The organism is Sporosarcina limicola, from assembly GCF_014873855.1.
GTDB classification, from domain to species: domain Bacteria; phylum Bacillota; class Bacilli; order Bacillales_A; family Planococcaceae; genus Sporosarcina; species Sporosarcina limicola.
Genome location: NZ_JADBEL010000012.1, coordinates 67,689 through 92,048, shown reverse-complemented (window position 1 = coordinate 92,048; position 24,360 = coordinate 67,689). Strand labels below are relative to the sequence as shown.

23 protein-coding genes, 1 riboswitch and 1 other annotated feature are annotated in these 24,360 nt (G+C 39.8%); of the genes, 9 read left to right on the top strand and 14 right to left on the bottom strand.

Features of this window, described 5'->3' with window-relative positions; genetic code table 11:
• Positions 1 to 3: 3 nt before the first annotated feature.
• Together H4683_RS11790 and paaX are read left to right on the top strand one after the other, a co-directional pair.
• A complete protein-coding gene (locus H4683_RS11790; RefSeq protein WP_192599038.1) occupies positions 4 to 780 on the top strand; it encodes an enoyl-CoA hydratase-related protein in 777 nt (258 codons plus the stop codon).
• Between the two features lie 94 nt (positions 781 to 874).
• Positions 875 to 1,735: a phenylacetic acid degradation operon negative regulatory protein PaaX gene (gene paaX / locus H4683_RS11785; RefSeq protein ID WP_225942058.1), complete on the top strand. Its 861-nt coding sequence runs from the start codon at positions 875 to 877 to the stop codon at positions 1,733 to 1,735.
• 44 nt (positions 1,736 to 1,779) lie between these two features.
• On the opposite strand, the gene H4683_RS11780 is transcribed toward paaX, so the two are convergent.
• On the bottom strand, positions 1,780 to 2,310 hold the full coding sequence (locus H4683_RS11780) for a gamma carbonic anhydrase family protein (protein ID WP_192599037.1): 531 nt from the start codon (positions 2,308 to 2,310) through the stop codon (positions 1,780 to 1,782).
• 81 nt (positions 2,311 to 2,391) lie between these two features.
• Between H4683_RS11780 and H4683_RS11775 the strand changes: the two genes are divergently transcribed.
• Both H4683_RS11775 and H4683_RS11770 read left to right on the top strand, forming a co-directional pair.
• A complete protein-coding gene (locus H4683_RS11775) occupies positions 2,392 to 3,363 on the top strand; it encodes an NAD(P)H-dependent flavin oxidoreductase (protein ID WP_192599036.1) in 972 nt (323 codons plus the stop codon).
• Positions 3,364 to 3,401: 38 nt separating this feature from the next.
• Positions 3,402 to 4,232: a methyl-accepting chemotaxis protein gene (locus H4683_RS11770; RefSeq protein WP_192599035.1), complete on the top strand. Its 831-nt coding sequence runs from the start codon at positions 3,402 to 3,404 to the stop codon at positions 4,230 to 4,232.
• A 186-nt stretch (positions 4,233 to 4,418) separates the two neighbouring features.
• Here H4683_RS11770 and H4683_RS11765 read toward each other — a convergent pair whose 3' ends face one another.
• The 11 genes from H4683_RS11765 to metG all read right to left on the bottom strand — a co-directional run bounded on the left by H4683_RS11765 (position 4,419) and on the right by metG (position 17,045).
• Entirely contained in the window at positions 4,419 to 5,912 is a 1,494-nt protein-coding gene (locus H4683_RS11765; RefSeq protein ID WP_192599034.1) for a BCCT family transporter, read from the bottom strand.
• A 151-nt stretch (positions 5,913 to 6,063) separates the two neighbouring features.
• Positions 6,064 to 6,294 (bottom strand): excisionase family DNA-binding protein, encoded by a 231-nt coding sequence (locus H4683_RS11760; RefSeq protein ID WP_192599033.1) that lies wholly within the window; start codon positions 6,292 to 6,294, stop codon positions 6,064 to 6,066.
• 68 nt (positions 6,295 to 6,362) lie between these two features.
• Positions 6,363 to 6,863: a QueT transporter family protein gene (locus H4683_RS11755; protein ID WP_192599032.1), complete on the bottom strand. Its 501-nt coding sequence runs from the start codon at positions 6,861 to 6,863 to the stop codon at positions 6,363 to 6,365.
• Positions 6,864 to 6,870: 7 nt separating this feature from the next.
• Positions 6,871 to 6,915: riboswitch (PreQ1 riboswitch) on the bottom strand.
• Between the two features lie 91 nt (positions 6,916 to 7,006).
• A complete protein-coding gene (locus H4683_RS11750) occupies positions 7,007 to 7,507 on the bottom strand; it encodes a YehS family protein (RefSeq protein ID WP_192599031.1) in 501 nt (166 codons plus the stop codon).
• A 618-nt stretch (positions 7,508 to 8,125) separates the two neighbouring features.
• Positions 8,126 to 9,814: a methyl-accepting chemotaxis protein gene (locus H4683_RS11745; RefSeq protein ID WP_192599030.1), complete on the bottom strand. Its 1,689-nt coding sequence runs from the start codon at positions 9,812 to 9,814 to the stop codon at positions 8,126 to 8,128.
• Positions 9,815 to 10,431: 617 nt separating this feature from the next.
• The gene (locus H4683_RS11740) at positions 10,432 to 11,331 is read right to left on the bottom strand and encodes a TIGR03943 family putative permease subunit (protein WP_192599029.1); all 900 of its coding nucleotides are present in this window, start codon (positions 11,329 to 11,331) and stop codon (positions 10,432 to 10,434) included.
• A 9-nt stretch (positions 11,332 to 11,340) separates the two neighbouring features.
• Entirely contained in the window at positions 11,341 to 12,333 is a 993-nt protein-coding gene (locus H4683_RS11735) for a permease (RefSeq protein WP_192599028.1), read from the bottom strand.
• 43 nt (positions 12,334 to 12,376) lie between these two features.
• Complete coding sequence (locus tag H4683_RS11730) at positions 12,377 to 13,336, bottom strand: CobW family GTP-binding protein (protein WP_192599027.1); 960 nt, start codon at positions 13,334 to 13,336, stop codon at positions 12,377 to 12,379.
• A 95-nt stretch (positions 13,337 to 13,431) separates the two neighbouring features.
• The gene (locus H4683_RS11725; RefSeq protein WP_225942057.1) at positions 13,432 to 14,271 is read right to left on the bottom strand and encodes a TIGR03943 family putative permease subunit; all 840 of its coding nucleotides are present in this window, start codon (positions 14,269 to 14,271) and stop codon (positions 13,432 to 13,434) included.
• Positions 14,272 to 14,286: 15 nt separating this feature from the next.
• Positions 14,287 to 15,168, bottom strand: a complete 882-nt coding sequence (locus H4683_RS11720) for a permease (RefSeq protein ID WP_192599026.1) — start codon at positions 15,166 to 15,168, stop codon at positions 14,287 to 14,289.
• A gap of 209 nt (positions 15,169 to 15,377) precedes the next feature.
• Entirely contained in the window at positions 15,378 to 17,045 is a 1,668-nt protein-coding gene (gene metG / locus H4683_RS11715) for a methionine--tRNA ligase (protein WP_275403078.1), read from the bottom strand.
• Between the two features lie 42 nt (positions 17,046 to 17,087).
• Positions 17,088 to 17,354 (bottom strand) — a binding site (T-box leader).
• A gap of 188 nt (positions 17,355 to 17,542) precedes the next feature.
• On the opposite strand from metG, the gene H4683_RS11710 reads away from it, so the two are divergent.
• The 3 genes from H4683_RS11710 to H4683_RS11700 are packed head-to-tail and all read left to right on the top strand — an operon-like array spanning position 17,543 to position 20,617.
• Positions 17,543 to 18,232, top strand: a complete 690-nt coding sequence (locus H4683_RS11710) for a response regulator transcription factor (RefSeq protein WP_192599024.1) — start codon at positions 17,543 to 17,545, stop codon at positions 18,230 to 18,232.
• The gene (locus H4683_RS11705) at positions 18,210 to 18,386 is read left to right on the top strand and encodes a hypothetical protein (protein WP_192599023.1); all 177 of its coding nucleotides are present in this window, start codon (positions 18,210 to 18,212) and stop codon (positions 18,384 to 18,386) included. Before H4683_RS11710 ends, H4683_RS11705 begins: the two co-directional genes overlap by 23 nt.
• Before the next feature lie 2 nt (positions 18,387 to 18,388).
• Positions 18,389 to 20,617, top strand: a complete 2,229-nt coding sequence (locus H4683_RS11700) for a sensor histidine kinase (protein ID WP_192599022.1) — start codon at positions 18,389 to 18,391, stop codon at positions 20,615 to 20,617.
• A gap of 59 nt (positions 20,618 to 20,676) precedes the next feature.
• Here H4683_RS11700 and H4683_RS11695 read toward each other — a convergent pair whose 3' ends face one another.
• Complete coding sequence (locus H4683_RS11695; protein ID WP_192599021.1) at positions 20,677 to 21,258, bottom strand: CPBP family intramembrane glutamic endopeptidase; 582 nt, start codon at positions 21,256 to 21,258, stop codon at positions 20,677 to 20,679.
• Between the two features lie 201 nt (positions 21,259 to 21,459).
• On the opposite strand from H4683_RS11695, the gene H4683_RS11690 reads away from it, so the two are divergent.
• Positions 21,460 to 21,807, top strand: a complete 348-nt coding sequence (locus tag H4683_RS11690) for a hypothetical protein (RefSeq protein ID WP_192599020.1) — start codon at positions 21,460 to 21,462, stop codon at positions 21,805 to 21,807.
• 784 nt (positions 21,808 to 22,591) lie between these two features.
• Here H4683_RS11690 and H4683_RS11685 read toward each other — a convergent pair.
• Positions 22,592 to 23,614 carry a DUF1835 domain-containing protein gene (locus H4683_RS11685; RefSeq protein ID WP_225942065.1) on the bottom strand — a complete coding sequence of 341 codons (1,023 nt, stop codon included), beginning with the start codon at positions 23,612 to 23,614 and terminating at the stop codon, positions 22,592 to 22,594.
• A 137-nt stretch (positions 23,615 to 23,751) separates the two neighbouring features.
• On the opposite strand from H4683_RS11685, the gene H4683_RS11680 reads away from it, so the two are divergent.
• On the top strand, positions 23,752 to 24,207 hold the full coding sequence (locus H4683_RS11680; protein ID WP_192599018.1) for a hypothetical protein: 456 nt from the start codon (positions 23,752 to 23,754) through the stop codon (positions 24,205 to 24,207).
• Positions 24,208 to 24,360: the final 153 nt, after the last annotated feature.

Genomic DNA, 24,360 nt, shown 5'->3' with positions numbered 1-24,360 from the left:
ATAATGGGACCTGTTTTATATGAGAAGAAAGATAATATAGCCTATGTCACGATTAACCGGGAAGAAGCGCTAAACTGTTTTAACTATGATACGCTTCAAAAGTTGCAGGAAGTAACGGACTCTATTCACCTTGACTCGGAAGTGCAAGTAGTTATTTTCACTGGGGCTGGTGAAAAGGCATTTAGTGCCGGTGCTGACTTGAAAGAGCGTAGAACATTGAATGATACGGAAGTGCGGCGCAATGTAAAAGCAATTCGTGACGCATTTAACAGCATTGCTGAATTACCTCAGCCGACGATTTCCGCAGTGAATGGCTATGCATTTGGTGGAGGATTTGAATTGATGTTGGCCTGCGATTTCTCGATCGCTGTTGAAGGTATAAAGATGGGGCTTACGGAAACGAGTTGGGCAATCATTCCTGGTGCAGGCGGGACACAGCGATTACCGCGTTTAATAGGTGAAATGAGAGCGAAAGAGCTAATCTTTACCGCTAAACAGCTTACCGCGGAAGAAGCATATGAGCTCGGTCTCATTTTAAACGTAGTAAAAAAATCCGAACTGATTTCGAGTTGTGAGAATCTAGCCCATAAAATTATGAAAAATGGACCAGTTGCCATTAAACAAGCAAAATATGCGATTAATGAAGGCATGAATACCGACTTACGAACTGGACTTGCGATGGAGTCAAAAGCATACGAGTTAACGATTCCGACTGAAGATCGGATGGAGGCTCTTCACGCATTCAGTGAAAAGAGAAAGCCGGAGTTCAAGGGGAGATAAGCTTGTCATCACTGTAGACCCATTGGTATAATAAAGGAGGCGAACGCAGAATATAATAGAAAGAGTGGTTAGTTAGATTTCAAATACTCAGTCGATGATTTTCACGATTTTTGGTGACTATATCCGTCATTATGGGAATAAAATATGGGTGGGAAGCTTGATTCAGCTATTGAAAGAATTTGGTCACAATGATCAGTCTGTTCGTGTTGCTATTTCACGGATGATGAAACTGGGGTGGGTTAATTCTGAAAAAAAGGGAAAGAAAAGTTATTATTATCTCACTCCGCGTGGCGTTTCCCGAATAGAAGAGGCCGCATCCCGAATTTTTAAATTAGATCCACATGACTGGGATGGAAAATGGCGAATGCTCATGTATACAATACCGGAAGAGAAGCGACATATCCGTGATGAACTTCGAAAAGAGCTACTATGGAGTGGGTTTGGAAGCTCTTCAAATGGTTGTTGGATTTCGCCAAATAACCTTGAAAAAGAAGTGCAACTCCTAATTGAAAAATATGACATAAGTTCATATGTCGATTTCTTTGTTTCTGAACATAAAGGACCGCAGACAAATCAATCTCTCGTTGATAGAAGCTGGCCACTCAAAGAAATTGAAGGCAAGTACGAACAATTCATCTCTACGTATAGTAAGAAATATATCATATCTAAAAGTACTGTACAAAGTGGTCAAATGACGGATGCTCAATGTTTCGTGGAAAGAACGAACCTTGTCCATGAATATCGAAAATTTTTATTTACCGATCCCGGCCTCCCAAAAGAGCTGCTTCCTACTATGTGGAATGGAAATCATGCGACCCTTTTATTCGGCCAGTATTATAAATTACTTGCAGAACCTGCGAGTCGTTTTTTTGAAGATGTATTCCGTAAAGATAATGACTTGAGCCATAAAGATGAGTCATATGATGCGGTTGACCATCCGATGATTGTAAAGTAATTAAAAAACCGGGGGCTTAGTTTATATAGCTCCCGGTTTTTTAATCAATGGCTATCTGTTTCTACTTTGAAAATTTTATTGAAATCATAACCTTTTTGTACATATGTATCGATAGAGAGTTGAATAAGCTCAAAATCTTTGTCAGTTAGTTCCCGGACGACTTTACCAGGAGAGCCGACAACGAGTGATCTCGGCGGGATTATTTTCCCGGGTGGAATGAGTGTATTTGCTCCGATAATACATTCTTCACCAATCTCCGCGTTGTCTAGAATTGTAGATCCCATACCGATAATGGAACGCTTTCTCAGCGTACAGCCATGTAAAATGACGTTATGTCCGACCGTTACCTCGTCTTCTATTGTGACAGGTGCACCATCATACAGGTGGATGGTGGAGTTATCTTGGATACTGCATCTTTTTCCAATCGTGATGGGTCCTTCATCTCCACGTATCACTGCATTGAACCAGATTGTTGACTCTTCACCAATGGATACATCGCCAATGAGGTAGGCACCGGGAGCGACGAATACCGACGAGTGTAACACAGCACTTTTTCCGTTATAAGGAATGATCATTTTATCCCCTCCATTATTGTTAGAATAACTTTTCTGTCTATTATATCATAGGTACTATTATTTGAAAGGGGAATCAGTTTGATGAATCAAGTATGTAAGTTATTGACAATCAATTATCCAATCATTCAAGGTGGAATGGGCAATATAAGTAGTGCCGAGTTAGCCATTGCTGTATCAGAAGCGGGTGGGCTTGGTACGATAGGTTGCGGAACGTCAAGTGTAGAAGAAGTGGAAAGCAAAATTAGGCACATTAAAAAGCGGACTGATTTAAATTTCTCAGTCAATATTGCGATTAATGTTACACCGCATACGGAAGAACTGATTGAACTTGTCATTAAACATCAAGTTCCAGTTGTTTCCCTTTCAGCCGGTAATCCTGCTCCATACATCCCTCTGCTCCACGACAATGGCATAACGGTTATTACACTTGTTGCTTCTGTTAAACACGCACAGAAAGCGGAAAAGGCAGGAGCGGATATTCTTGTTGCAGAAGGCTTTGAAGCGGCCGGTATCAATTCGAATCTTGAGTTAACAACATTTACGCTCATTCCTCAAATAACAGCAAGTGTAAAAGTTCCTGTAATTGCAGCGGGCGGAATTGGGGATGGGAAAGGACTTGCTGCTGCGTTTATGCTAGGAGCCTCTGGCGTGCAGATGGGCACTCGTTTCATTGCCACAAAAGAGATGCCTGTTCATGACACATATAAACAGCGTCTTTTAAATGCGACTGATACGGAAACCATGATTATTGGACGGCAGATTGGGCGTGTGAGAAGAGTACTTAAAAATGATTATGCGGAAGAATTGTTTAAACGTGAATGGGAAGGATTAACGCTTGAGCAATATAACGAACTTACATCGGAAACGCTACATGTAAAGGGTGCAATTGACGGCGACATGAAGAACGGGTTTATTAACAGTGGTCAAGTTTCGGGTCTAATTAGCGATATACCAGCAGTGAAGGACTTAATAGAAGAAATGATGAGAGAAGCACGGGGATACATGATCAATTCGTTAAAAGAACTGGATTCATTGTGTGACGAAAAAGATTGACTAACTTCATGTGATTTATTCAAAGGGGGGGAAGAAAAATGTCGCGAATTCTACAAGAGATTACAAATAATTTGCACCTTTTTCAACAGACTTATCCAGAAGACACTTGTATGATCTTATGTGATAAAAATAGTATAATTGGTTATTTACCAGGAGAAAAAATAGATTTAAATCTTAAAGTTGGAGATAGAATGGAGAACTACAAAGGAACAACGACGTATAAAGTACTACAAACTGGGAAAAAGATTCGGGAAGAAATTCCTGCGACAGTGCTTGGAATTCCTTATATTTCATCTTGTACACCCATTAAAGAAAATGGTAAATTAATAGGAGCCTTGGCTGCAGTTACTTCCAATCAAAAGATAAGTGATTTAAGGAAAAGTGCAGATGAACTTAGTTCTGTTATTGAACAAATGACCTATGTTTCCGAGGGGATTTCGAGTGCAACTGATACCTCCGTCAATAATTTGCAAGAGCTATCAAGGCAATCAGAAATGATGAAAGATAATATGAAGAATATTGGAAAAATTATTGTGCATGTAAAGGGGATTGCCTCCAGATCAAATATGTTAGGCTTAAACGCTGCGATTGAGGCAGCGCACTCAGGGGAACATGGAAAGGGTTTTGCAATCGTTGCCGATGAAATCCGGAAAATGGCGGCTAACAGTAATATGGCAGCTGAGGATATTCAAAAACAATTGGAACTTACCGAAAAGGATATTTCGCAGATTAATATTTCCGTTCAGGAAATTGCAGCCCAAACAGAAGAATATTCAGCAAGCGTACAAGAGTTTCATTCTATGCTGGAACAAGTTTCCCTAACAGCGAATCTACTCAGTAAACATGGAAATATAACAAATCAAGAATGATTGTGTTTTGTAAGCGTAAATATCAGCCGTACAGCCTGTATACGATTACATGCTAGTTTTATAAGTTCGATAAAGTCATGGAAATGCGCCATTCAAAGTCACTATACTTGATTGCGTTACTACCTGTATACTACTTCTAGTGAATAATTGAAAAAACGATTCTTTTTATGGAATCGCTTTTTTGTATCATTTTTTCAATTTCATCGCTCTCGCTTCGGCTTGCAATGCTTTGATCAACGATACGACCATGAGCAGTATGATGAATGAGAATGGTAGTGCTGCGATGATAATTGTATTTTGTAAAGCGGTGAGTCCATTGACAGACAACAGAATCAATGCGATAGTCGACTGGATGATACCCCAGGTGAGCTTCACGGTATTCGGTGGTGTCAACGAGCCATTCGTAGACTGCATGCCGAGAACGAAGGTGGCAGAATCCGCCGATGTGATGAAGAATGAGGCAATCAATAAAATCGCGAAAACTGATATGACCATTGACATCGGCATCGTATTGAATATTTCAAAAATGGTTAGTTCCGTTGAAGCGCTAGCAATATCGGAAATATCTTTTTTCTGAATCTCAATCGCAGTTGTTCCAAAAGCTGCAAACCAAAATGAGCCAAGTAATGTAGGCGCTACAAGTACACCGACCATGAATTCACGGATTGTCCGGCCTTTCGAAACACGGGCGATGAACATACTAACAAACGGAGCCCATGAAATCCACCAAGCCCAGTAGAAAATCGTCCAGGTATCTAGCCAATCCCGTTTGGTAGAATCTAGTGGTGCGGTACCGAAACTCATCTGTACAAAGTTGGCCAAATAGCCCCCAAAAGAATCAGTGAACATATTGAATATTAATAATGTAGGACCAAGGATGATGATGAATCCAAGTAATGCGAGTGCAAGTACTAAATTTGTATTCGATAAATACTTGATCCCTTTACTGAGTCCTGACCAAGCGGAGATGATGAATAATACCGTAACAATTCCGATAATAGCAAACTGTGAAGAAATTCCAATCGATACACCGAACAAGTAATTCAGACCTGCGTTAATTTGAACAGCGCCGAAGCCGAGTGAGGTAGCAACCCCAAATGACGTCGCAAAAACAGCGAAGACATCAACAAGAACGCCCCATGGACCTACCATCTTTTTGCCGAATATCGGCTTCAATGTTGATGAAATTAACCCCGGTTCCCCTTTACGGAACTGGAAGAATGCAAGCGATAATGCGATAACCCCGTACATAGCCCATACATGGAATCCCCAGTGAAAGAAAGATTGGCGTAATGCCTCCTTAAAAGCGGCATCCGTATTCGGCTGCTCTGTGGCAGGATTGATTGCGAAATGGGACAATGGTTCAGCCGCACCATAAAAGACAAGTCCGATTCCCATTCCAGCAGAAAACAACATGGCTATCCATGTAATCGTTGAAAACTGGGGTCGATCAGTATCTTTTCCAAGTCGAATCTTTCCATAAGGACTGACGATGAAAAAGACAGCAAGCACTACCATGACAGACATAAGTACCATATAGTACCATCCGAATGATGATGCAATGAAGTCTTTGACGTTTGCTGTGACAGCTGCAAAACTTTCGGGTGCAATCGCTCCGTACCCGACGGCCAAAATGATTAGACCAATTGTGATATAAAAAACATTCGAAATTTTCTTCATACTTCCCCCTTGTAAATCCGGCAATTCATCAAAAAAATTCAACTATACTAGGTATCCGAGTTGAACGCAAAAGATACGTTCACCCAGTGTACCCTTAATTTCCTCTTTCAAACCTATACCCTATTCAATAGAAAAGGATATAATGTGTTTTTTAGTCCTCATCTTTAATATCTCGATCAGGAGGAATCGGTTCGTTTCGCCAGTCGTCAATTTGCTGTTTTAGTGTTTCAAGTTGTTCGAAATAGAGTCCAAACTGGCCTCTATTGACGAGGAATTGTTCGCCGTCATGCGCGGCGCGAATACGACCTTCCAACACATACTTCTGAACTTGCTCGAAGGGCATACCTAGGTATTCCGCAGCTTCTTGGATTGTAATATACATCGATTTTCATCTCCTTAAAAAACCCCTCCATTTCTATTGTGGTGGATAGAATGGAGGGGTCTATGTTATTAAATCCGTTTTTCAAAATCAAGGCGCTTATTTAAAGTGTGAATTAGCGGAATTCCGACCGCCATAACGGCGAATTCACCGATTGCAAGTGTTAGATAAATGATAAGGAACGGGATTCCATTGTATTCCGGAATATCTGCAAAAAACGTAAGCTGGTATGCGATGATAATCATCAAAACTGTAAAGACGATTGTGTTGAACAGCATGCGTTTGATGTGATTCTTAATAAATTTCGCAGACAAAATTGTTATTGAAAGAGCAATTACAGAATGAAGTACTCCGAAAATGACATCAACCAGTATTGGTGAAAAGAGAAAGTTGGCGACAAGGACACCGACTACAATACCGAAAACATATTTCTTGTTGAATACGACAAGATGGTTGAACATCTCCGACACTCGAAATTGAATGAGTGTAAATCCGAATGGTAAGATTAAAAATGTGATGGCAACATACAAAGCTGCAATAATTCCGCTTGTTGCCAATGTTTTTACTTTCATTATTTAGTTCCTCCTAGTTTTTTAGCGTGGGATGGTTTCGAACCACGTGTTGAAAACCCATGTTATAGAGGGTTTTCAAGTTCTATTATATCTTATGTGTACTAGTTGTGTAGAAATCTCTAACATCTTTTTCTGGTGATCCCTTATATCCTATACTTTATAGCTAATCCTTTTAAGAAATTCCTAGCGTATCTATCACCGCACTCTTTATAATTCTTTTGTCCTTCTTTTCTTAATACAGCACCTAATTCTCCTTTTGTAATAATGACCCCTGCTTCTTTTAATATATCGAGCATATCCTCACTTGTTAATGCCAGTGCTATTTTTAATTTTTTTAGAACGACATTATTAACACTTTCATTGTTCTTTATAGACAATTCCGGTCTTTTAGGTTGTTCGGGTGTTGGATCTTGTTGTCCTCTTTTGAAAATAATAAGACCATTTAAAAATGAATCTAACATCCTATTAGTACATTTTATATTCCCTTCATTTTCGGCTATATCACCATCAGTTGATTTTGTGAGCATCATTTGTACTTCTTCTTTTGTTACTTCAACGCCACCAAGTTTAAATATCTCTATCATATTTGCATCTTTTATATCCAGAGCATATCTTATTCTAATTAATATATCATTATTATTCATCTATAGACCTCCTATAAAATTGTTGTATTTACATAACAGCGCCAACATTTTTATCAGCTTTTTTAAAACAACCATAAGTTCTTAACGAAGAAAAAGATATTACTTAGGCAGTTATTTTTAAATTGATACAGAAGAGTAATAGGGGTGTATGTTTCTAATCCTACAAGTCAATGTGTAATACTAATTCTGTTCTCAACGTTTTCAATCGTATGTCGTGAAAATTGAATAGCATACAAATCGTTGATATGACAATGCTCTTGAGTAATATACAGATTATTAACATATCCCGATATATCCTAATTTATTCGTGGGATGGTTACGAGCCACGTGGCAGAAAAGCCTATGTTACAGTGTATCATAGTGTTTTTGATTCGTATATGTGTAAAAATGTGTAAAATGGATTACACATTTTAGAAAACCTCTATCATTCCCTTCTTATCTCCCTTTCTCAATTCCTTAATCATGTGTGAGCACTTCCTAATGGTAGGTATCAATAAAAAGGAGCCAAAACCATAGCGGTTTGTAGCTCCATTTGATGTACTATTTGATTGTTTATACCGTAGAATGGGACCCTTTTAACACGTGGCTATCTGCTCTTTTATTTCGGATCAGGTCCTGTTAAACTTTAAATCTTGCCATATCATTTTGCAACTTTACAGCAAGTTCCGCAAGCGTCTGGGCACTAGAAGAAATTTCTTCATTTGCTGCTAATTGTTGCTCCGTTGCTGCACTTGTCGATTGAGCTTCCGTTGAAGTTTCTATCGCAAGTTCCTGTACCCTCACTGCTCCACTAGATACTTCAACTGTCATTTTCCTAATCTGTTCAATTGCAGCAGAAACCATTTCAACTTTCTCACTCACTTCGTGCGCTGCATGTTCGATTTGGTTAAACACTGCACTCGTTTTTTTAGTGACAACAAGCCCTTCTTTGACCTTGTTATTACCGTCCTCTGTACTGGAAACGGCCTGTCTGACGTTCAGAATAATGGTATCGATTACTCGACCAATTTCTTCTGCCGATTGCTTCGATTGTTCAGCAAGATTCCGTACTTCCTCTGCCACAACTGCAAAGCCTTTACCTTGTTCACCTGCACGAGCTGCTTCAATCGCAGCATTTAATGCCAGTAAATTTGTTTGTACAGCTATGTCTGTTATAAGAGATGTTACTCTCCGAATTTTTTCTGATTGATTGGCCATTTCACTTATAATCCCGACAGACTGTCCGATGGTTGAACTGATTGTTGTCATTTGGTGTGTGAAATCTTTCATAAGGGTTGCACCTTCCCCTACCAGATGTACAACCTCTTCAGAAGTAAGAAGCATTGCTTCATTGTCCCCTGTAATTCGGTCAATTCCTGTGGCCATTTTATTCATGGATGTGCTTGAATCCTTGGCGATAGACACTTGTTTTTCACTTGCAATTTGGCTTCTCTCAGTGATTTCAGCAACCATTTCAGAAGCAGCAAGACTCTCTTCTGAACTTGCAGATAGCTGCTCGGCCTGTACAGCGAATTGAACGGCAGAATCACGTGTGTTCGTAATTATACCGCGAAGATCGCTAGCCATACCGTTAAAAGCTATTGCCATTTCACCGATTTCATCTTTGTTGCGAATGTTTACCGATTCAATTGAAAAGTCCCCTTTAGCAATTTGCTTTAGTGCAACGGTCATTTTGCTAACAGGATGCGCAATACTAAGGCTGATACTACGTGCGATGATGATACTTACTGCAGTAGCAAGTACAATTAAACCAACAATTAACATACGGATCCATTGTAAGAAGCTATCCAATTCTTGTTCGGTCTTATTTCTTTGGATGTTCTGATGCTCAATTAGTTGCTTAATCCCTTCAGTTATAGTGTCCTGATAAACTGCTCCTTCAGTAGCTATTTCCACTATCTCTTCTATTTTATCCTTTTTGAATTCGCTCACAACTAAGTCTGTATTTTCTTTATAATTAATTGCTGTTTCTTTTATTTTGTTAAGAATTACGCGCGCGGATTTTGTTCGAACAATAGAATCTAATTCTGCCATAATAGTATCAAAAGAAGTATTTATTTCACTTAGACTTGTTATGTAATCATCATTATTATAGAGTAAGTAACCTCTTAGAGCATTTGAATTTTCGTTCTGATTTTTTAATAGCTGCTCGAATAGAACAACCTTCTTCATTCGGTCATCAATCAAAAATCGATACTCTTTACTGGTTGAAAAAATAGCCCAAAGACCTATTACTCCGACGATAATCATAATGACTAATATGGATAGAAAGCCACTCCATAGTTTCTTCCCAACTGTAGATATCATGTTGTTCCTCCTGCTAGTTAATACTTTTGAATTAATTATATCGTGATTTAAATTGATAGTAAAGGACTATATATATATTGGTATAAAAATATAGGTTCCAAGTGTTTAAGCTTGGATAATTTTGAATCTCGGGCTTGTAGATAAAAAAGTTTATTCACAGCTCGACTCCATAAAGTTTCATTATATTGATATTTATGTAACTTATATTAAGGACTATTTCCTTCCGACTTTACAAAATAGATATATTTTTCCCCTTCCGATATAACAGACTCTTGAAAAATACTTTCGAAATTCAGGATGAAGTATGTTTGTAGGGTATGGAGTTTGAGTAGAAGCGTCTTCCAAATAGAATTAACAATTTAAATTAATAATGGAAAAGTATGTATACGTTGCGTGCTTTTTTGTCATCTGAAATTTCATGTTTGAAAGTTCACTATATGTGGTATCTTCTAAATAGGTTGAACTAAAGAATCCTACTAACAACGCTCGGCGCTTGGGGGTAGGAAAGCAGGAGGGAAGCAATCCCTTGGTTGAAATGAAATTCGGACGGCCAATCCAGCAGCCCTAACTTGGCAGGGCTGCTGGAAGGTATACCGACAAGTCTATGAAAGGTACGTTCAATAAACATAAGGATCTTCGGGCTGATCAATCTTCTCAATTGTCGTTATTTCCAAGAATGGGAGATCTGCGTCATACAGATGAATTTTAGATAAGCGGCCAGTTGCCCTAATCCATTCATCTTCCTTCAATGAATCCATTTCATCCGCTTTTGACATAATTCCATAGACAGTAGCATCTGCAACACAGCAAGTCATTCCGAATCGTGCAATAACAAAATGATTATCCTCAAAATCTGGCTCTTTATATACAAACCCAATAAGTTCTATTTCTTTTCCAATGAATAAATCCAAATCCTCACTAAAAAAATTCATGATATCCATATAACGTTCATCGTCCATACTAATCTTTTCACTGCCTAAAAGTTCAACCTTCATCTCCTCTATTTCTTTCATCAAGTCTGCGAGTACATCGACGCCCTTTACATAAGTCGTTGGATCATTCGGGTCATCTTCGGCGTTCGCCACGTCAAAAGGGATGTCATCCTCACTACTAGGTAAGCCAGGCGGATGTGAATACAAGCCGGAGCCATATTGGATGCCTCTCTTCGCGACAATCGAACTATCCAAAAGAGTAGTTGGAAACCACAATCCAGTGAGCACAGGTAATACAAATAAGGAGTAAATGAACAACGTTTGAAAGCGTGAACCTGTTTGAGCATGGTCAAAGCCACAATTACAGTACAACTCGTCCTCATTATCAGAACGACTTCTCCATAATTGCATAACCCCCAATACCAACAAAATCACAAGTGCAAAATAAGAAAAGGGTATCATTTTAGGGGCAATATAAAGAAATATGTCTCCTGATACTAGTAATCTAAAAAGGAGTAGAAAAAAACCAAGTAAAATAATCCCGCGAAAAAAAGCATGAGTGTTGTAATCTCGTTCTTCCTGCATCAGTACACCTCACAAAACCACGTATTGATAAATCAAAATCACCGCATATACGGAGACCGTTATAATAGCCATTAACCCAATGACAAATTTAGCCCGGAAATAAGCAAACAGCATAATCGTGCTTTTCAAATCCAACATCGGTCCATAGACTAAAAATGCAAGAAGTGAACCAGCGGAAAATGTATGTGCGAATGAAGAGGCTACAAATGCATCTGCCTCTGAACAAAGGGATAAAATAAATCCAAATCCCATCATGATAAGAGGTGAAAGTGCATCATTATCACTAAGACTTACCAATAGACTCCGATCAAAAAACGTCTGGAATAAGCCGGCAATCATTGCCCCGATAATCAAATACTTTCCCATATCGAAAAACTCATCACTCGCATGATAGAATACAGATTTCATTTTATTTAAATCTTGATTGGATGATTCAATGGGTCTATCTAGCAGTTCATCCGTTGTCCACTTCAATTGGTCTTGATTGCGGAAGAAAGTAAAGATGAGGCTGCCAATAATAATGGCCAGCACGAACGCCAATCCCATCCGAGCATAAGCAATCCCAGGTGTAGAATAAAATGCGTAATAAGTAGAGGCAAAGACAATCGGATTTAAAATTGGAGCCCCAACGATGAAAATAACCCCGATATGTAACGGCATTCCTTTCTTCATCAACCTTCTGACAACGGGAATAATCGCACATTCACATACGGGGAAAATGGCGGTTACAAGTACAGCGGGTACGATTGCAACAAAAGGATTTTTGGGAATGAAGCGTTGTACCATCTCTTCTGAAACAAAGGTTTGAATTAGCGCAGATGTAAACACCCCTAAGAAGACAAAGGGCAATGCCTCCAAAACAATGCCTAAAAAAGTGGTGTTAACAAGTAATAAGCTTTTTGGAATGGCTTGTTGTATTTCGGTGAATCCTACAAATAAAAAGAAACAGAGGAGTGCCCCTATGAGGAGCAAACTCATCCATAAATTCCTGCGTATCGCCATGGATCATACCCCAATCTCTATAGAATTCTGAAAAGTCTTCTGTTCACTGATCTACAAGTTGCTTATAATAGTCGCTAATCTGCTGTTGATTTAGCCCTATGCCGATTAGAATAACAACCGGTTCTCTATCAAAAGAGGCGGGGACTGGGGAAAATGCTACCTTCTTTGAAGCATACTGAAAACTGTAAAGTCGCTGTGAGCCCTCTATTGCGACAAATCCTTTTCCACGTAGGACATCGGCGGGGAGCTGTTTAAGCCATTTTTCAAAATTCTTCTTGGTGAATACGGGTAAATCCGCTAACTTAATCGCTTGTATGGTGGAGTGATGATGGTGTCCATTGTCCGCAGAATATTTAGTAAGAAAAGCGGAATGAATCCGTTTTTCATAAAGTGTCACAGCATTGACCTGACCATACACACAATCCACCATCTTCTTCTCTTTCGTTGCGATGTTCCTAATTTTTTGTTTAACTTTTTCAAGTTGTTCCGAAGCAATAAGATCCGTCTTATTTAACACGATAAGACTGCTGCAAACGAGTTGTTCTGTTATTAGTTTGCGAACTTCTGCTGAACTTGTAAAAACACTTTGGTATTCAAGGTAATGACTGGCATCCACAACAGTAATAATCGACATCAGTTCAAATTGGTTAATATAGGGACGACTCAGAAGAACTTCTTGTACTTCTAACGGATTTGCCACACCAGTTCCTTCGATAAATAAAACATCGAGGGGGTACTTTTCCATTTCACCAATAATCTCGTTCATTGTTTCCTTTAAATCGTCTTGGATTGTACAGCAAATGCAACCGTCCAACAGTTCAAAGACTTTGTCCTCTTTAAATAAATGCCCCTCCACATTTTCTTTTCCAATCTCATTCAATATTATGCCGGGCTGCATCCCCAATTGCTTGCAATGAGCAAGCATAGTTAACAAGACAGTGGTTTTACCGCTACCGAGAAAGCCACTGAGCACATACACCGGAATCTTTTTACTGTTATCCATCCAATCACTCCTCAACTAGCTAATTTTATGATATAGGTCCATTCATTTAGTACACAAACTTATTTTGAAATTAAATCCGAGAAAAGACTTAACCCCTAGTAAGCTCTGTAAACATAGGGATCTTCAGGCTTTGCAATTTTTTCGATATTCTCTACCTTTAAAATAGGGATGGTTTTTTTGAATGGTTGATAAAAGATAGAGTCCATCGTGCCTTCCACTTCAATCCATTCATCATTTTGAAATTCAACATCCTTTGGAAGCTCCAATAGCATGCCGAATACACCTGAATCTGCTACGCAATGAATCATTCCAAATCGAAATAAAAAGACATTTCCAGTCTCCTTATCAATATAAGTGAATCCTTTGAATCCAATTGTTTTCCCCATAAAGTAACCAGGTTTTTTATAGATTGTTTCCATCCCAAGTAGGAAATCCTGATCCGTCAAAATAATGCGGTCTTTATTGGCATACTGATCCATCATTTCCTTCATGATTTCATCAAAACCTTCCTGCCCATAAAATACACTGGTGTCAGGTTCGAGAAATTGATGGATACCATATGGATCTGTATCATCATACGCCGCGAAGTTAAATCCTTTTGCCGCAACAATATTGGAATCTAGCGTGGCGATAGGAAGAAAGAGAGCTGTCAAAATCGGCAAGATGAAGATGGGATAACTAATACGTTCTTTCCACGACTTTTCTTCATTGGCATGATCCATCCCACAACCGCATATTTCGTCGTATTCTTCATCATCAGCGCCCTCCTTCCAAGCGAAATAACCTTGAATGAGAAAAAAGAAGAAGAACACGAAAATAGCTGCGAATGAAAAAGAGGAATACTTTAAATTAATGTATTTCGATATATTTCCGGTCGCATGTAAATGCAGAAAGAGAAACGAGAATCCTAGTAATATCCAACAGCGTATAATCATTACATGTCTCCTTTCCTATAAATTCGTAATAACCAATGATCCAAGGAACACCAAGGCAGCCGTGTAAATGAATAAATAAAAGACAAATTTAGCTTTGAATACACCTAGCATCATTAATGTATTTTTAATATCAAATTTCGCACCGAAAACTAAAAATGCAATCAATGCCCCTGTTGAAAATGTACTTCTAAACGAAGCCGCAACAAACGCATCTGCGGATGAACAAAGTGATAAAATAAAGGCCAAGCCCATCATAACGAGTGAAGAAGAATAATCTCCCTGTCCAATTGATGTTAACACGGATGTTTTCATAAAGGTTTGCATTGCAGCAGCAATTAGCGCACCTACAATCAAATATTTCCCTACCATGAAAAACTCATCAATCATATGCTTCAACGTAGCAAGTATCTTTATTTTAGTTGTAACTTTTTTCGGAGAAACCTGGGGTGTCAACGTATGTTTCAACTGAGATTCCTTGAATTGATAAGAGAGAATACAGCCTACGATGAATGCTACAATAAACGAAAGTCCACCACGATAAAGCACCATTTCCCAGCTGTTTCCGAATGCGACGTATGTGGAGAACAGCACAACAGGATTAATGACGGGTCCAGTTAACATGAACGCGACTGCTGCGTGAAGCGGGACGCCCTTCGCCATTAACCGGCGTGCGATGGGGATAATTCCGCATTCACAGGAAGGGAAAATCGCACCAAGCGAAGTGGCAGCTAAAACAGACAGAAATCGATTTTTCGGAATGATCTTTGCTAGCATTTCATCCGTTACAAACATTTGAATGACAGCCGAAATAATGACTGCTAACATGATGAAAGGCAATGCCTCAATCAATATGCTAATGAAAATCGTATTGAATTGTAAAAATAGTTGTTGATTCATAGCGTAACTCCCTTTGGGGAATCTTAACATAGATAAATAGGAATATAAAAGAATAACCTAGATGAAATCGAATAAAGTTGGGGAGCCTTCCTGTTTATATCAGGAAGGCTAGTTTAGCTTGAAATTGAATTACTTCTTCATATATTCAACAACAATATCGTCGGCTAGAATGCTGTATTCTACGATAAAGAAGCCCTTCTTTTTGAGATTCACCGATTGGAACCATTCGATTGCTTCGCCAGCTGTTCTAGTTCCTCATTAATCTGTGCTACATCAATTCGTTCGAACAGTGGTCGGACATTGTACAATTGGCATTCCGAGATACTTAGTTCCTTCCATTTAAATTCTCCAAGTCCAAGCATCCCCTTCACTTCATCGCTTGAAAAGGGTAGGAAAGGAGAGAGGAGTTGGGCTAGGTTTGCAATAATGTATATGCTCGTAGCCATCGTTACATCGCATGCCGCCTGATCTTCTTTCACTTGAATCCACGGACGCTCCTCATCAAAATATTTATTTGCTTGGCGAATGAAACCGAAAATGGCTTCGAGCGATTCTTTGAAATGACCATTTTCAATCAGGCGTCCTGTTGAAATATACAATTGAGAGACTGAACTTTTTATTTCCCAATTAACTTTAGCAAGCGGTATAATCCCATCATATGATTTCTCCACAAATTTCAGTGTCCGATTCACGAAGTTTCCATAGGCGCCTAGTAGTTCGGAATTATGACTATAGATAAATTCACGCCATGAGAAATCAGCGTCGCGGTTTTCAGGGGCATTTGCCGTCAAAAAGTAACGGAGTGAGTCTGGATGATAGCGATCGAGTATATACGGCACCCACACAGCCCAGTTTTGACTAGTCGATAATTTTCGCTTCTCTAAAGTCAAATATTCGTTTGAAATAACACGAGATGGAACGGAATTCGCTTTGTCTATTCCCATTAGAATAGCCGGCCAGATGATTGTATGGAACGGAATGTTATCCTTACCGTGCACGTAGTAAGAAACCGTATTTTCATTCCAAAACGAGGCGTCATCTTGGGCATTCAGTTCAGCCCATTCTTTACTTGCAGAATAGTAACCGATGACGGCTTCGATCCACACATACACTTTCTTTTCCTCATAACCTTTCAATGGAATACTCACGCCATTCGGCAAATCCCTTGAGGCGGCACGATCATGGAGCCCCTCACGTAAATAACGCTCCGATTGCCCGATTGCATTGGCGCGCCATCTACCATCCGATTTTACACTAGCAACAACGGTCTCAAGATGCTTCTGGAAACCGCTTAATTTGAAATAAAAATGCTCCGTTTCCTTTATAGTCGGTTCATCTCCACACAGTTTGCAGGTACGGTCAATCAAATCAAGTGGATCCAAAATTGAAGAGCAGTTATCACACTGATCTCCTCGCGCACGACTTCCACAATACGGACAACCCCCCTCGACAAAGCGGTCTGGGAGGAAGCGACGGTCCTGTTCACAATACGTTTGTTCAGTTTCTTTTTTATAAATATGCCCATTAGCAAGTAGCTTCGAAAACACTTCCTGTACAATTCGATGATGGAAATCTCCATCTGTCCTAGTATATAGATCATACGTAAATCCCAGCCTTGAAAAACAGTCCGTGAAATCAGCGTGATACCGGTCTGCAATCTCCTTCACAGATATATCTTCTGCGTTTGCGCGGATTGAGATTGGCGTACCGTTACAATCGCTTCCCGATACGTATAGCACATCCTCACCTTTCAATCGATAATACCTTGCCAAAATATCCCCTGGCAATAAAGCTGCGATATGTCCGAGATGCAATGAACCGTTCGCGTACGGCCAAGCGCCACCGATAAAAATAGACATGCTATTCTCCTCCTTCATTTTCGGGAAACAAAAAAGCCCCGTCCTCATCGAAAAAAATTCGAAAAGGACGGGGCTAACTATACCCGTGGTACCACCTTACTTCACAAACAGCTCACACTGTTTGTCTCCAAAAGTACATAGCTGAAAAAGCCTGAATACTTTGACGTGGATAACAAGCGTCAAAACTTGTCGCAGCCTACTAATCCGTAGTAAACGTTCAGTGCGCAGCTCAAGGATCATGTTCGGGAGATTTATCCGCTTCATTTCCACCATCAGAAGCTCTCTATGCGACATCCTCTTCCTACTTTTCCCCATCATCGCTTTTGTAAGATGTAGTTGGTTTCATTATAAACAATCGAATCTGATAAATCAATTGTTTGAATTACTGAAGCCATTCCTTTGCTGATTCGAAGGTTTCATTTGCACATCTTAAGAATTTCTTCATAATTACAGTTAGTAAATGTTAAGATTTGGTGGTTACAATTGGTATCATAAGGAAAAGCGAGGTGCGGATGATGGCGAACTTTACAGTGCTTGTGGCGGATGATGATCAGGAAATCCGTGATGGTATCGAAATCTACTTAAAAAATGAAGGCTATGATGTGCTAAAGGCGGCGGATGGTAAAGAGGCGCTTGAGTTACTCGAGGCGAATGAAGTCCATCTCCTTGTTCTCGACATTATGATGCCCAATATGGACGGCATTACAGCGACGTTTAAGATACGAGAAGCACGCAACATTCCGATCATCATGCTAAGTGCAAAAGCAGAGGATTCCGATAAGATTCACGGCTTGTCCGTCGGTGCGGATGATTATGTGACAAAGCCATTCCATCCGATGGAATTGATGGCGCGTGTTAAATCGCAATTGCGCCGCTATATCCAGCTAGGTACATATGACGGGCAAAAGAAAGTTGAAATTGACGGACTTTTTCTTGATGAAAAATCAAAAGAAGTAACGATTGACGGTGTATCTGTGAAGTTGACGCCAATCGAATACAAAATCACGGAATTGCTCATGAAAAATATAGGACGTGTCTTTTCCATCAATGAAATCTATGAACGCGTGTGGAATGAACAGGCGTACAATGCCGAAAATATTGTCGCAGTTCATATTCGTAAAATCCGCGAGAAAATCGAAGCAGATCCGAAAAATCCGAGATATCTAAAGGTGGTATGGGGCATTGGTTACAAAATCGAGAAGTGACAACGCAGTTCTTTGGTCAATCTTTGCGATACTTATCGCAGCGTTAAGCGTCGGGTACTGTTTCACTCATATCATCGAGCTAGTCGGGGACGGCGTAGAACGTTCAAGTAGGGCAATCGCTTATCTCGCTCGACTCATGAAAGGAAGCGTATGAACTTGAAAAAGAACAATCGAGTGCAACTTTTCGTGTGGACTTCATTGATGGCTGTGTTTTTGATGGCAGTTTTCTCTTTTATAGAACGTGGCTCGCAATACATCGGCAAAAGCTATATCGAGCAGGATGAGTTCCAACAGGAAATGGATAATTTTTACAGCAGTATTGGTTATTCCGTATTGAATCCAATCGATATAGAAGCGGAGAAAAAACGGATTTCTGTATCAAAATCCGAAATTGAGGAACACCGCAACCGTTATGGAACGCTCTCTGAACAGATTGGCAATATTGAAGAGCAATATAAAGGACGGATTATTGATGCGGAAGCGGGGAAGAGTGAGAAGCTAAAAACGGCCTTGATCGATGAACGGAATACGAAAATCGATGACATCCGGCAGAATTTTGAAGATGATACACATGTGGAAACGAAAATTCGTGATGAAAAAGCGAAAGAATTCGAACGGTATTGGAAAAATCGTATGAATAATCTTGAAGGTTCAATCAATTTGCCGATTGCCTATGAATTCGAAGATATCAAAACAGGGGAGAGCTTCTCTTCCGGAAATGTTGATTTACCTGCTGCCTACGAGAAAATTTTTAATTTAAATGAAGGGTATTTTAAGGCGAATTCAATTGATATGAGTGACCATGATTTGTATCAATTGAGAGGTATTTACGATGACGGGGCAGTTATGCAGTATGAAAAGGGTATGTCGCTAACCTTGAATCCCACACGTACTTTTGAAGGGAAAGTCATTGTTCCGGAAAGTGCATTGAAGGAAGGTTCGCTTAGTGGGGTAGCCGATAACTATAATAGGACGCAGTACGCAATGTACATTTTATGGTGGCTAGGTATTCTGGCGCTCGCGGCTTTATTGACAGTATTTCGCTTCAAGAAAGTGTGGATGACGGGAAGCAGATTTTCAGAACGCTATGATCGAGTGAAAATCGACATGAGAATTGCACTGCTGATTATTTCACTTTGCGGTGTATTTATTCTGTTAAATATTGTTCCGGAACTATACTCTTATTTCTTCTTTCAAAATAACGTGGGAAGTTGGATTGAGTTATGTATTTCGTTTATCTTCCTACTATTCTTCTTGTGGGGAACAATCTTCCAACTCGTCAATATTTTCGAGCGGTTGAAAATCGAAGGGGCATTGGAGCAGGACATTAAAGACAGTTTTACGGTGAAATTCTTCATTGCATTGCAGGGCATGTTTTTGAATCGTTCGATAGGTATTCAGATGTCCATCCTGTTCATCGGATTTTTCCTTGCGGGAATCGGATTTGTCGGTGTAATGGTTATACAGGAGCCGGAAGCTTTTCTGATCTATATGATACTTGTATTGTTTACGGGATTGCCAATCTTGTACTTCTTCGTGAAAAGAGTCGCGTATTTGAACCGGATTATCGTTGCGACCGAAGCGATGGCAGAGGGGCGGCTGCATAAAGAGATTGAAGTGGAAGGAAAATCTCCACTTGCCAAGCATGCAGCGAATTTGAATAATCTACGTGAAGGCGTACGCGTTTCGATGAGTGAACAAGCGAAAAGTGAGCGATTGAAAACGGAACTTATTACGAATGTTAGCCATGATTTGCGGACACCGTTGACATCCATTATTACGTATACAGATCTTTTGAAAAATGAAGACCTACCCGTCGAAGAGCGAGCGAAATATGTAGATATTTTAGATAAGAAGTCACAACGTTTGAAGACATTAATCGAGGATTTATTCGAAGTGTCGAAAATGGCGAGCGGCAATCTGGAGCTTAACAAACAACGTGTCGATTTGACGCAATTGCTGCAACAAGCACTTGCTGAACATGCGGAAGAAATTTCGAACACGGCGCTCGACTTCCGAACGACATTTCCTGATACAGCGCTCATTGCGTATGTTGACGGAAAAAGATGGTGGCGTGTACTGGACAATCTGATTGTCAATGCCATCAAGTACACGTTACCAGGTACACGCGTGTACATCACGCTCCGAAAAGTGGGCGATAACGCGGAATTCGTCGTGAAAAACGTGACAAAATATGAACTTGATGAAAATGTAGATGAACTATTTGAGCGGTTTAAACGGGCAGATACGTCACGTCATACGGACGGTTCTGGCCTCGGACTTGCGATTGCGCAGTCGATTGTCGATATGCATAATGGGAATATGAAAATCGAAGTCGACGGGGATTTATTCAAAGTGACAGTGAATGTCCTAGCAAGCTATTGAATTAAAATAAGCTGTACGCACTGCCGGTTTCTAGTTGGCGGGCGTACAGCTTGTTTATTTCAATAAAAGTAAATGATATAAACACCTACGAGCAGAACGCCGATATCCGCAAACATATGGATTATCCATGACGGCAGAATCGTACCACTTCGTTCATTCGCCAACTGAAAAATGAATCCCCCAATCCAAAGTCCGGTAACGGCGAGTGCCAGAAGTGGGGGACTAAACCATGGCAGAAAAATAGCGACATGGTAAATGGCAAAGAAGAATGATGGTAGGATGAGTCGGAGTTTCGATTGCCCGAAAAGAGCCGGTAAAATCCCGCGAAAGAAAAACTCTTCCATCAATGAATTCCCAAATAGGATATAGAGTGCGATGAACGGGAAGACAGTAGCTGTCACACCCTTATTCGCGATGTCTATGAGAAGTGCATCGATATCGATGTACGGCATTAAAATAACAAATGCTCCGATGATGATACCTATAATTGCAATGCCGGAACCGATGGCAATACGTATGCTTTTTCGGTCAGTATTACGTAAACGTAGGAATGGAAACCTTGTGGACCGGAATAAAATCAGTGGAATAACAAGAAATAAGGATGCTTTTGCAACAGTCTTCCAAACATACGGAAATGCCAAACCCTGTTCAACCCAAACAAGCAGAATAACGCTGAGTAGTGGGAACGCAGCACCAAAAATCTTGCGCAGAAAATCACCTCCATTACTAAAAGGAACGAATTGGAATGAATGATAGTTTCGATTTTTTCTGAAAACAGGTTTAAGAAGTAGTGTATACGGGAAAAGAGTAAGATACTAGCCAATAAAAGGAGGTTATCATCAATGACGATTAAAGATGGAAAGTACCCAAACAAAAAAGACCTTGAACCAAAAGTGGTCCATCCAAATGGGGAAGTACTACCATCTCGCGAATTACCACTCGCCGATCCATCCGACTCTAATTCAACGGACGTATTCAGAAAGAATGCTCACGACAAAACAGGCGAACATAAACCATCCGCCTATAGTGAAAATAAGAAAGAAGCAAGTTCAAGCTACAACAATCCGAAGCCTGGTGAACGATTCCCTTATGGCGACCAAGAGCAGTATAATCGTGAATTCAACCACCAGGCACATAATGAATGGAATGAACAAAAAGTAAAAGGTAATTTAAAAAGCAAGAATGCATAGGCGACCAACCCGACCCCGGGCGGTCGCTTTTACTTTTTTGGGATTGTCGAATTAAGTCGGCAAAGCGACCATTCTTTTGTTTAAGTGACCAATTGGGTTGACGAAACGACTGTTCTTTTGTTTGAGTGACCAATTGGGTTGACGAAGCGACCATTCTTTTGTTTAAGTGACCAATTAAGTCGGCAAAGCGACCATTCTTTTGCTTAAGTGACCAATTGGGTGGGCGAAGCGACCATTCTTTTGTTTAAGTGACCAATTAAGTCGGCGAAGCGACCATTCTTTTGTTTAAGTGACCAATTGAGTGGGCGAAGCGACCGTTCTTTTGTTTAAGTGACCAATTGGGTGGGCGAAGCGACGATTTTTTTGTTTAAGTGACCAATTGAGTGGGCGAAGCGACCATTCTTTTGTTTAAGTGACCAATTGGGTTGACGAAGCGACCATTCTTTTGTTTAAGTGACCAATTGGGTTGACGAAGCGACCATTCTTTTGTTTAAGTGACCAATTGAGTTGACGAAGCGACCATTCTTTCGTTTAAGCGACTAATTGGGTTGACGAAGCGACCGTTCTTTTGTTTAAGTGACCAATTGAGTGGGCGAAGCGACCGTTCTTTTGTTTAAGTGACCAATTGAGTGGGCGAAGCGACGATTTTTTCGTTTGAACAACCAATTGAGTTAGTAAAGCGACCAATCCACTGCTGTGGTGATTAGTTTTGTCGCCAAAGCGACTGATTTTTCATCCAATCAACTATTTTTGTTGTTCGGTTGGCTAAGTATTGGCGAAATGATCAATAAGCATCACGCAATTTTACACTATAAAACCGCATCGCTTTAGGGACGCCCTTCATTTCAAAAATGCCATTCATAATCAAATGCCTCACCCTGTATTCTAAAAAGGTATCCCCGATATATTGATCCAAATGTCCAATGACTTCACCGATAACTCGTGCTGATTTCATAAAGTTTCTGTTTTCATTCCTACCATGCAATTTCCGTGCTGCATCAATGATATAGTCATCATAAAAGTCCACATCCACATTGAATATTTCTCCATTTTTCCATAGTCTAAGGACTTCTTGTTTGGTAGCTAATTCTTCCCATTCTTTCTCGAATTTATTTAGTACCTCGGGAGATAAGGGGTGAATTAAGCTGTTTTTTTCATATATTAATTTTAATCCCTCATGTGGAATTTCAGCTGTATGAAATGAGCAATACTCATAATTTGGCCGACTTAATAAAGCTTTACTCGCTATTGAAGAATTGATTAAATGAATATCATTTAGCTTTTCTTTCAATAAATAGGAGACAATCCTTACGCCGGCTTGTTCATGGGAGTTATTGCCGGTCCAGATAATGATAGGTATTTGATTAGGAATCAACTCGATTTCTGAGAAGGCATCTCTTAAAAGAATTTTATCTTTTTCCATATTTTCATTATCAGAAATCAGATGATTTTCCAACCATTCATATCTATGGTTCAGGCCAATCTCTTCATGTAATTTCCAGAGAGGGCCAATGGAAAATAAACCTGATAAACAGATCACCTTCTCTTTATCCTGTAATCCCATGTCACGCAGAGCCATTTTCAAGCTACCTGAGGCTGAATCTCCAAACACGATATGTACAGTGCCGTAGTCTTTTTCAGGCATATTTTTATTGGCTGAAAAGTTAAGGAAGTCTTTGTAGGTCTTATGAAGATCTTTTGTGTCTTCCGTTTCCTCTAACATATTGATTCTAAGCAGGAGATGATATAAGAGTGTTTTTGCTTCATCTTCCTGTAAGCTTTCAATTGAATCTTTTAGTCCGTCCATCAATTTAGTCACTCTCCTTCAATATTAATAGTTTAGCATAAGTGGATAATGATATTGAAAGGCGTTATAATTATAAATTAATGGTAAGAAAATTCGTGTATAAATAATGATTTCACGAATAGGATGGGGATGTTCGGATGTCGAAATGGGGATATTTTGGTCTTGTATTCACAGGTGCTATTTCAGCGATTGGAATTTACTTCACAAATTATTGGACGTCGCCTATAGATGTTTATCCTGGAGGGAATGGGAACGTTGCTCTCTTTCCAATTTTTCTTGCAACACCATTCATCATCCTGTTTGTAGCGATGCTGTTTGTCTTTTTTGATCGAATCTTACAAAGAACTTCTACTAAATTAACGGGTATTATGGCTTTGGCAACGGCTTTATTTGTTGTGGTAATTTCTGTTGTGTCCGTTAATAATGCGCGAGCGCTTGATTTGATTGATGCATACGGTGGACGGCTAGAGGGGTTAGGCCTTTTTAACTCACATACGAATAGTGCCTTTTTCCACGTCGGAACATTCTTTGTAATCATCTGTGTAGGATTTTTACTGCCAGCGCTTGTCCGACTTCTCGAACGTAAGAAATAGTTAATAAAACCCCCCATTTGAAATCAAATAGTGTCCGAGTTTTGTTTTTCCGAAAACTGTCATGGCAATCCGTAAAACTGTAATGGCTTGTGCGAACTGTCATGGCAAATCCGCAAACTGTAAGGGGAATGCTGCGAACTGTCATGGCAAATC

Coding starts and splice junctions, on each gene's coding strand:
- H4683_RS11740 (WP_192599029.1), bottom strand. CDS start 11,331: ATGCAGGAAGAACGAGATTACAACACTCATGCTTTTTTTCGCGGGATT.
- H4683_RS11770 (WP_192599035.1), top strand. CDS start 3,402: ATGTCGCGAATTCTACAAGAGATTACAAATAATTTGCACCTTTTTCAA.
- H4683_RS11685 (WP_225942065.1), bottom strand. CDS start 23,614: ATGGACGGACTAAAAGATTCAATTGAAAGCTTACAGGAAGATGAAGCA.
- H4683_RS11735 (WP_192599028.1), bottom strand. CDS start 12,333: ATGGCGATACGCAGGAATTTATGGATGAGTTTGCTCCTCATAGGGGCA.
- H4683_RS11790 (WP_192599038.1), top strand. CDS start 4: ATGGGACCTGTTTTATATGAGAAGAAAGATAATATAGCCTATGTCACG.
- H4683_RS11690 (WP_192599020.1), top strand. CDS start 21,460: ATGACGATTAAAGATGGAAAGTACCCAAACAAAAAAGACCTTGAACCA.
- H4683_RS11710 (WP_192599024.1), top strand. CDS start 17,543: ATGGCGAACTTTACAGTGCTTGTGGCGGATGATGATCAGGAAATCCGT.
- H4683_RS11720 (WP_192599026.1), bottom strand. CDS start 15,168: ATGAATCAACAACTATTTTTACAATTCAATACGATTTTCATTAGCATA.
- metG (WP_275403078.1), bottom strand. CDS start 17,045: ATGAAGGAGGAGAATAGCATGTCTATTTTTATCGGTGGCGCTTGGCCG.
- H4683_RS11760 (WP_192599033.1), bottom strand. CDS start 6,294: ATGTATATTACAATCCAAGAAGCTGCGGAATACCTAGGTATGCCCTTC.
- H4683_RS11755 (WP_192599032.1), bottom strand. CDS start 6,863: ATGAAAGTAAAAACATTGGCAACAAGCGGAATTATTGCAGCTTTGTAT.
- paaX (WP_225942058.1), top strand. CDS start 875: ATGATTTTCACGATTTTTGGTGACTATATCCGTCATTATGGGAATAAA.
- H4683_RS11745 (WP_192599030.1), bottom strand. CDS start 9,814: ATGATATCTACAGTTGGGAAGAAACTATGGAGTGGCTTTCTATCCATA.
- H4683_RS11725 (WP_225942057.1), bottom strand. CDS start 14,271: ATGATTATACGCTGTTGGATATTACTAGGATTCTCGTTTCTCTTTCTG.
- H4683_RS11680 (WP_192599018.1), top strand. CDS start 23,752: ATGTCGAAATGGGGATATTTTGGTCTTGTATTCACAGGTGCTATTTCA.
- H4683_RS11775 (WP_192599036.1), top strand. CDS start 2,392: ATGAATCAAGTATGTAAGTTATTGACAATCAATTATCCAATCATTCAA.
- H4683_RS11730 (WP_192599027.1), bottom strand. CDS start 13,336: ATGGATAACAGTAAAAAGATTCCGGTGTATGTGCTCAGTGGCTTTCTC.
- H4683_RS11780 (WP_192599037.1), bottom strand. CDS start 2,310: ATGATCATTCCTTATAACGGAAAAAGTGCTGTGTTACACTCGTCGGTA.
- H4683_RS11750 (WP_192599031.1), bottom strand. CDS start 7,507: ATGAATAATAATGATATATTAATTAGAATAAGATATGCTCTGGATATA.
- H4683_RS11765 (WP_192599034.1), bottom strand. CDS start 5,912: ATGAAGAAAATTTCGAATGTTTTTTATATCACAATTGGTCTAATCATT.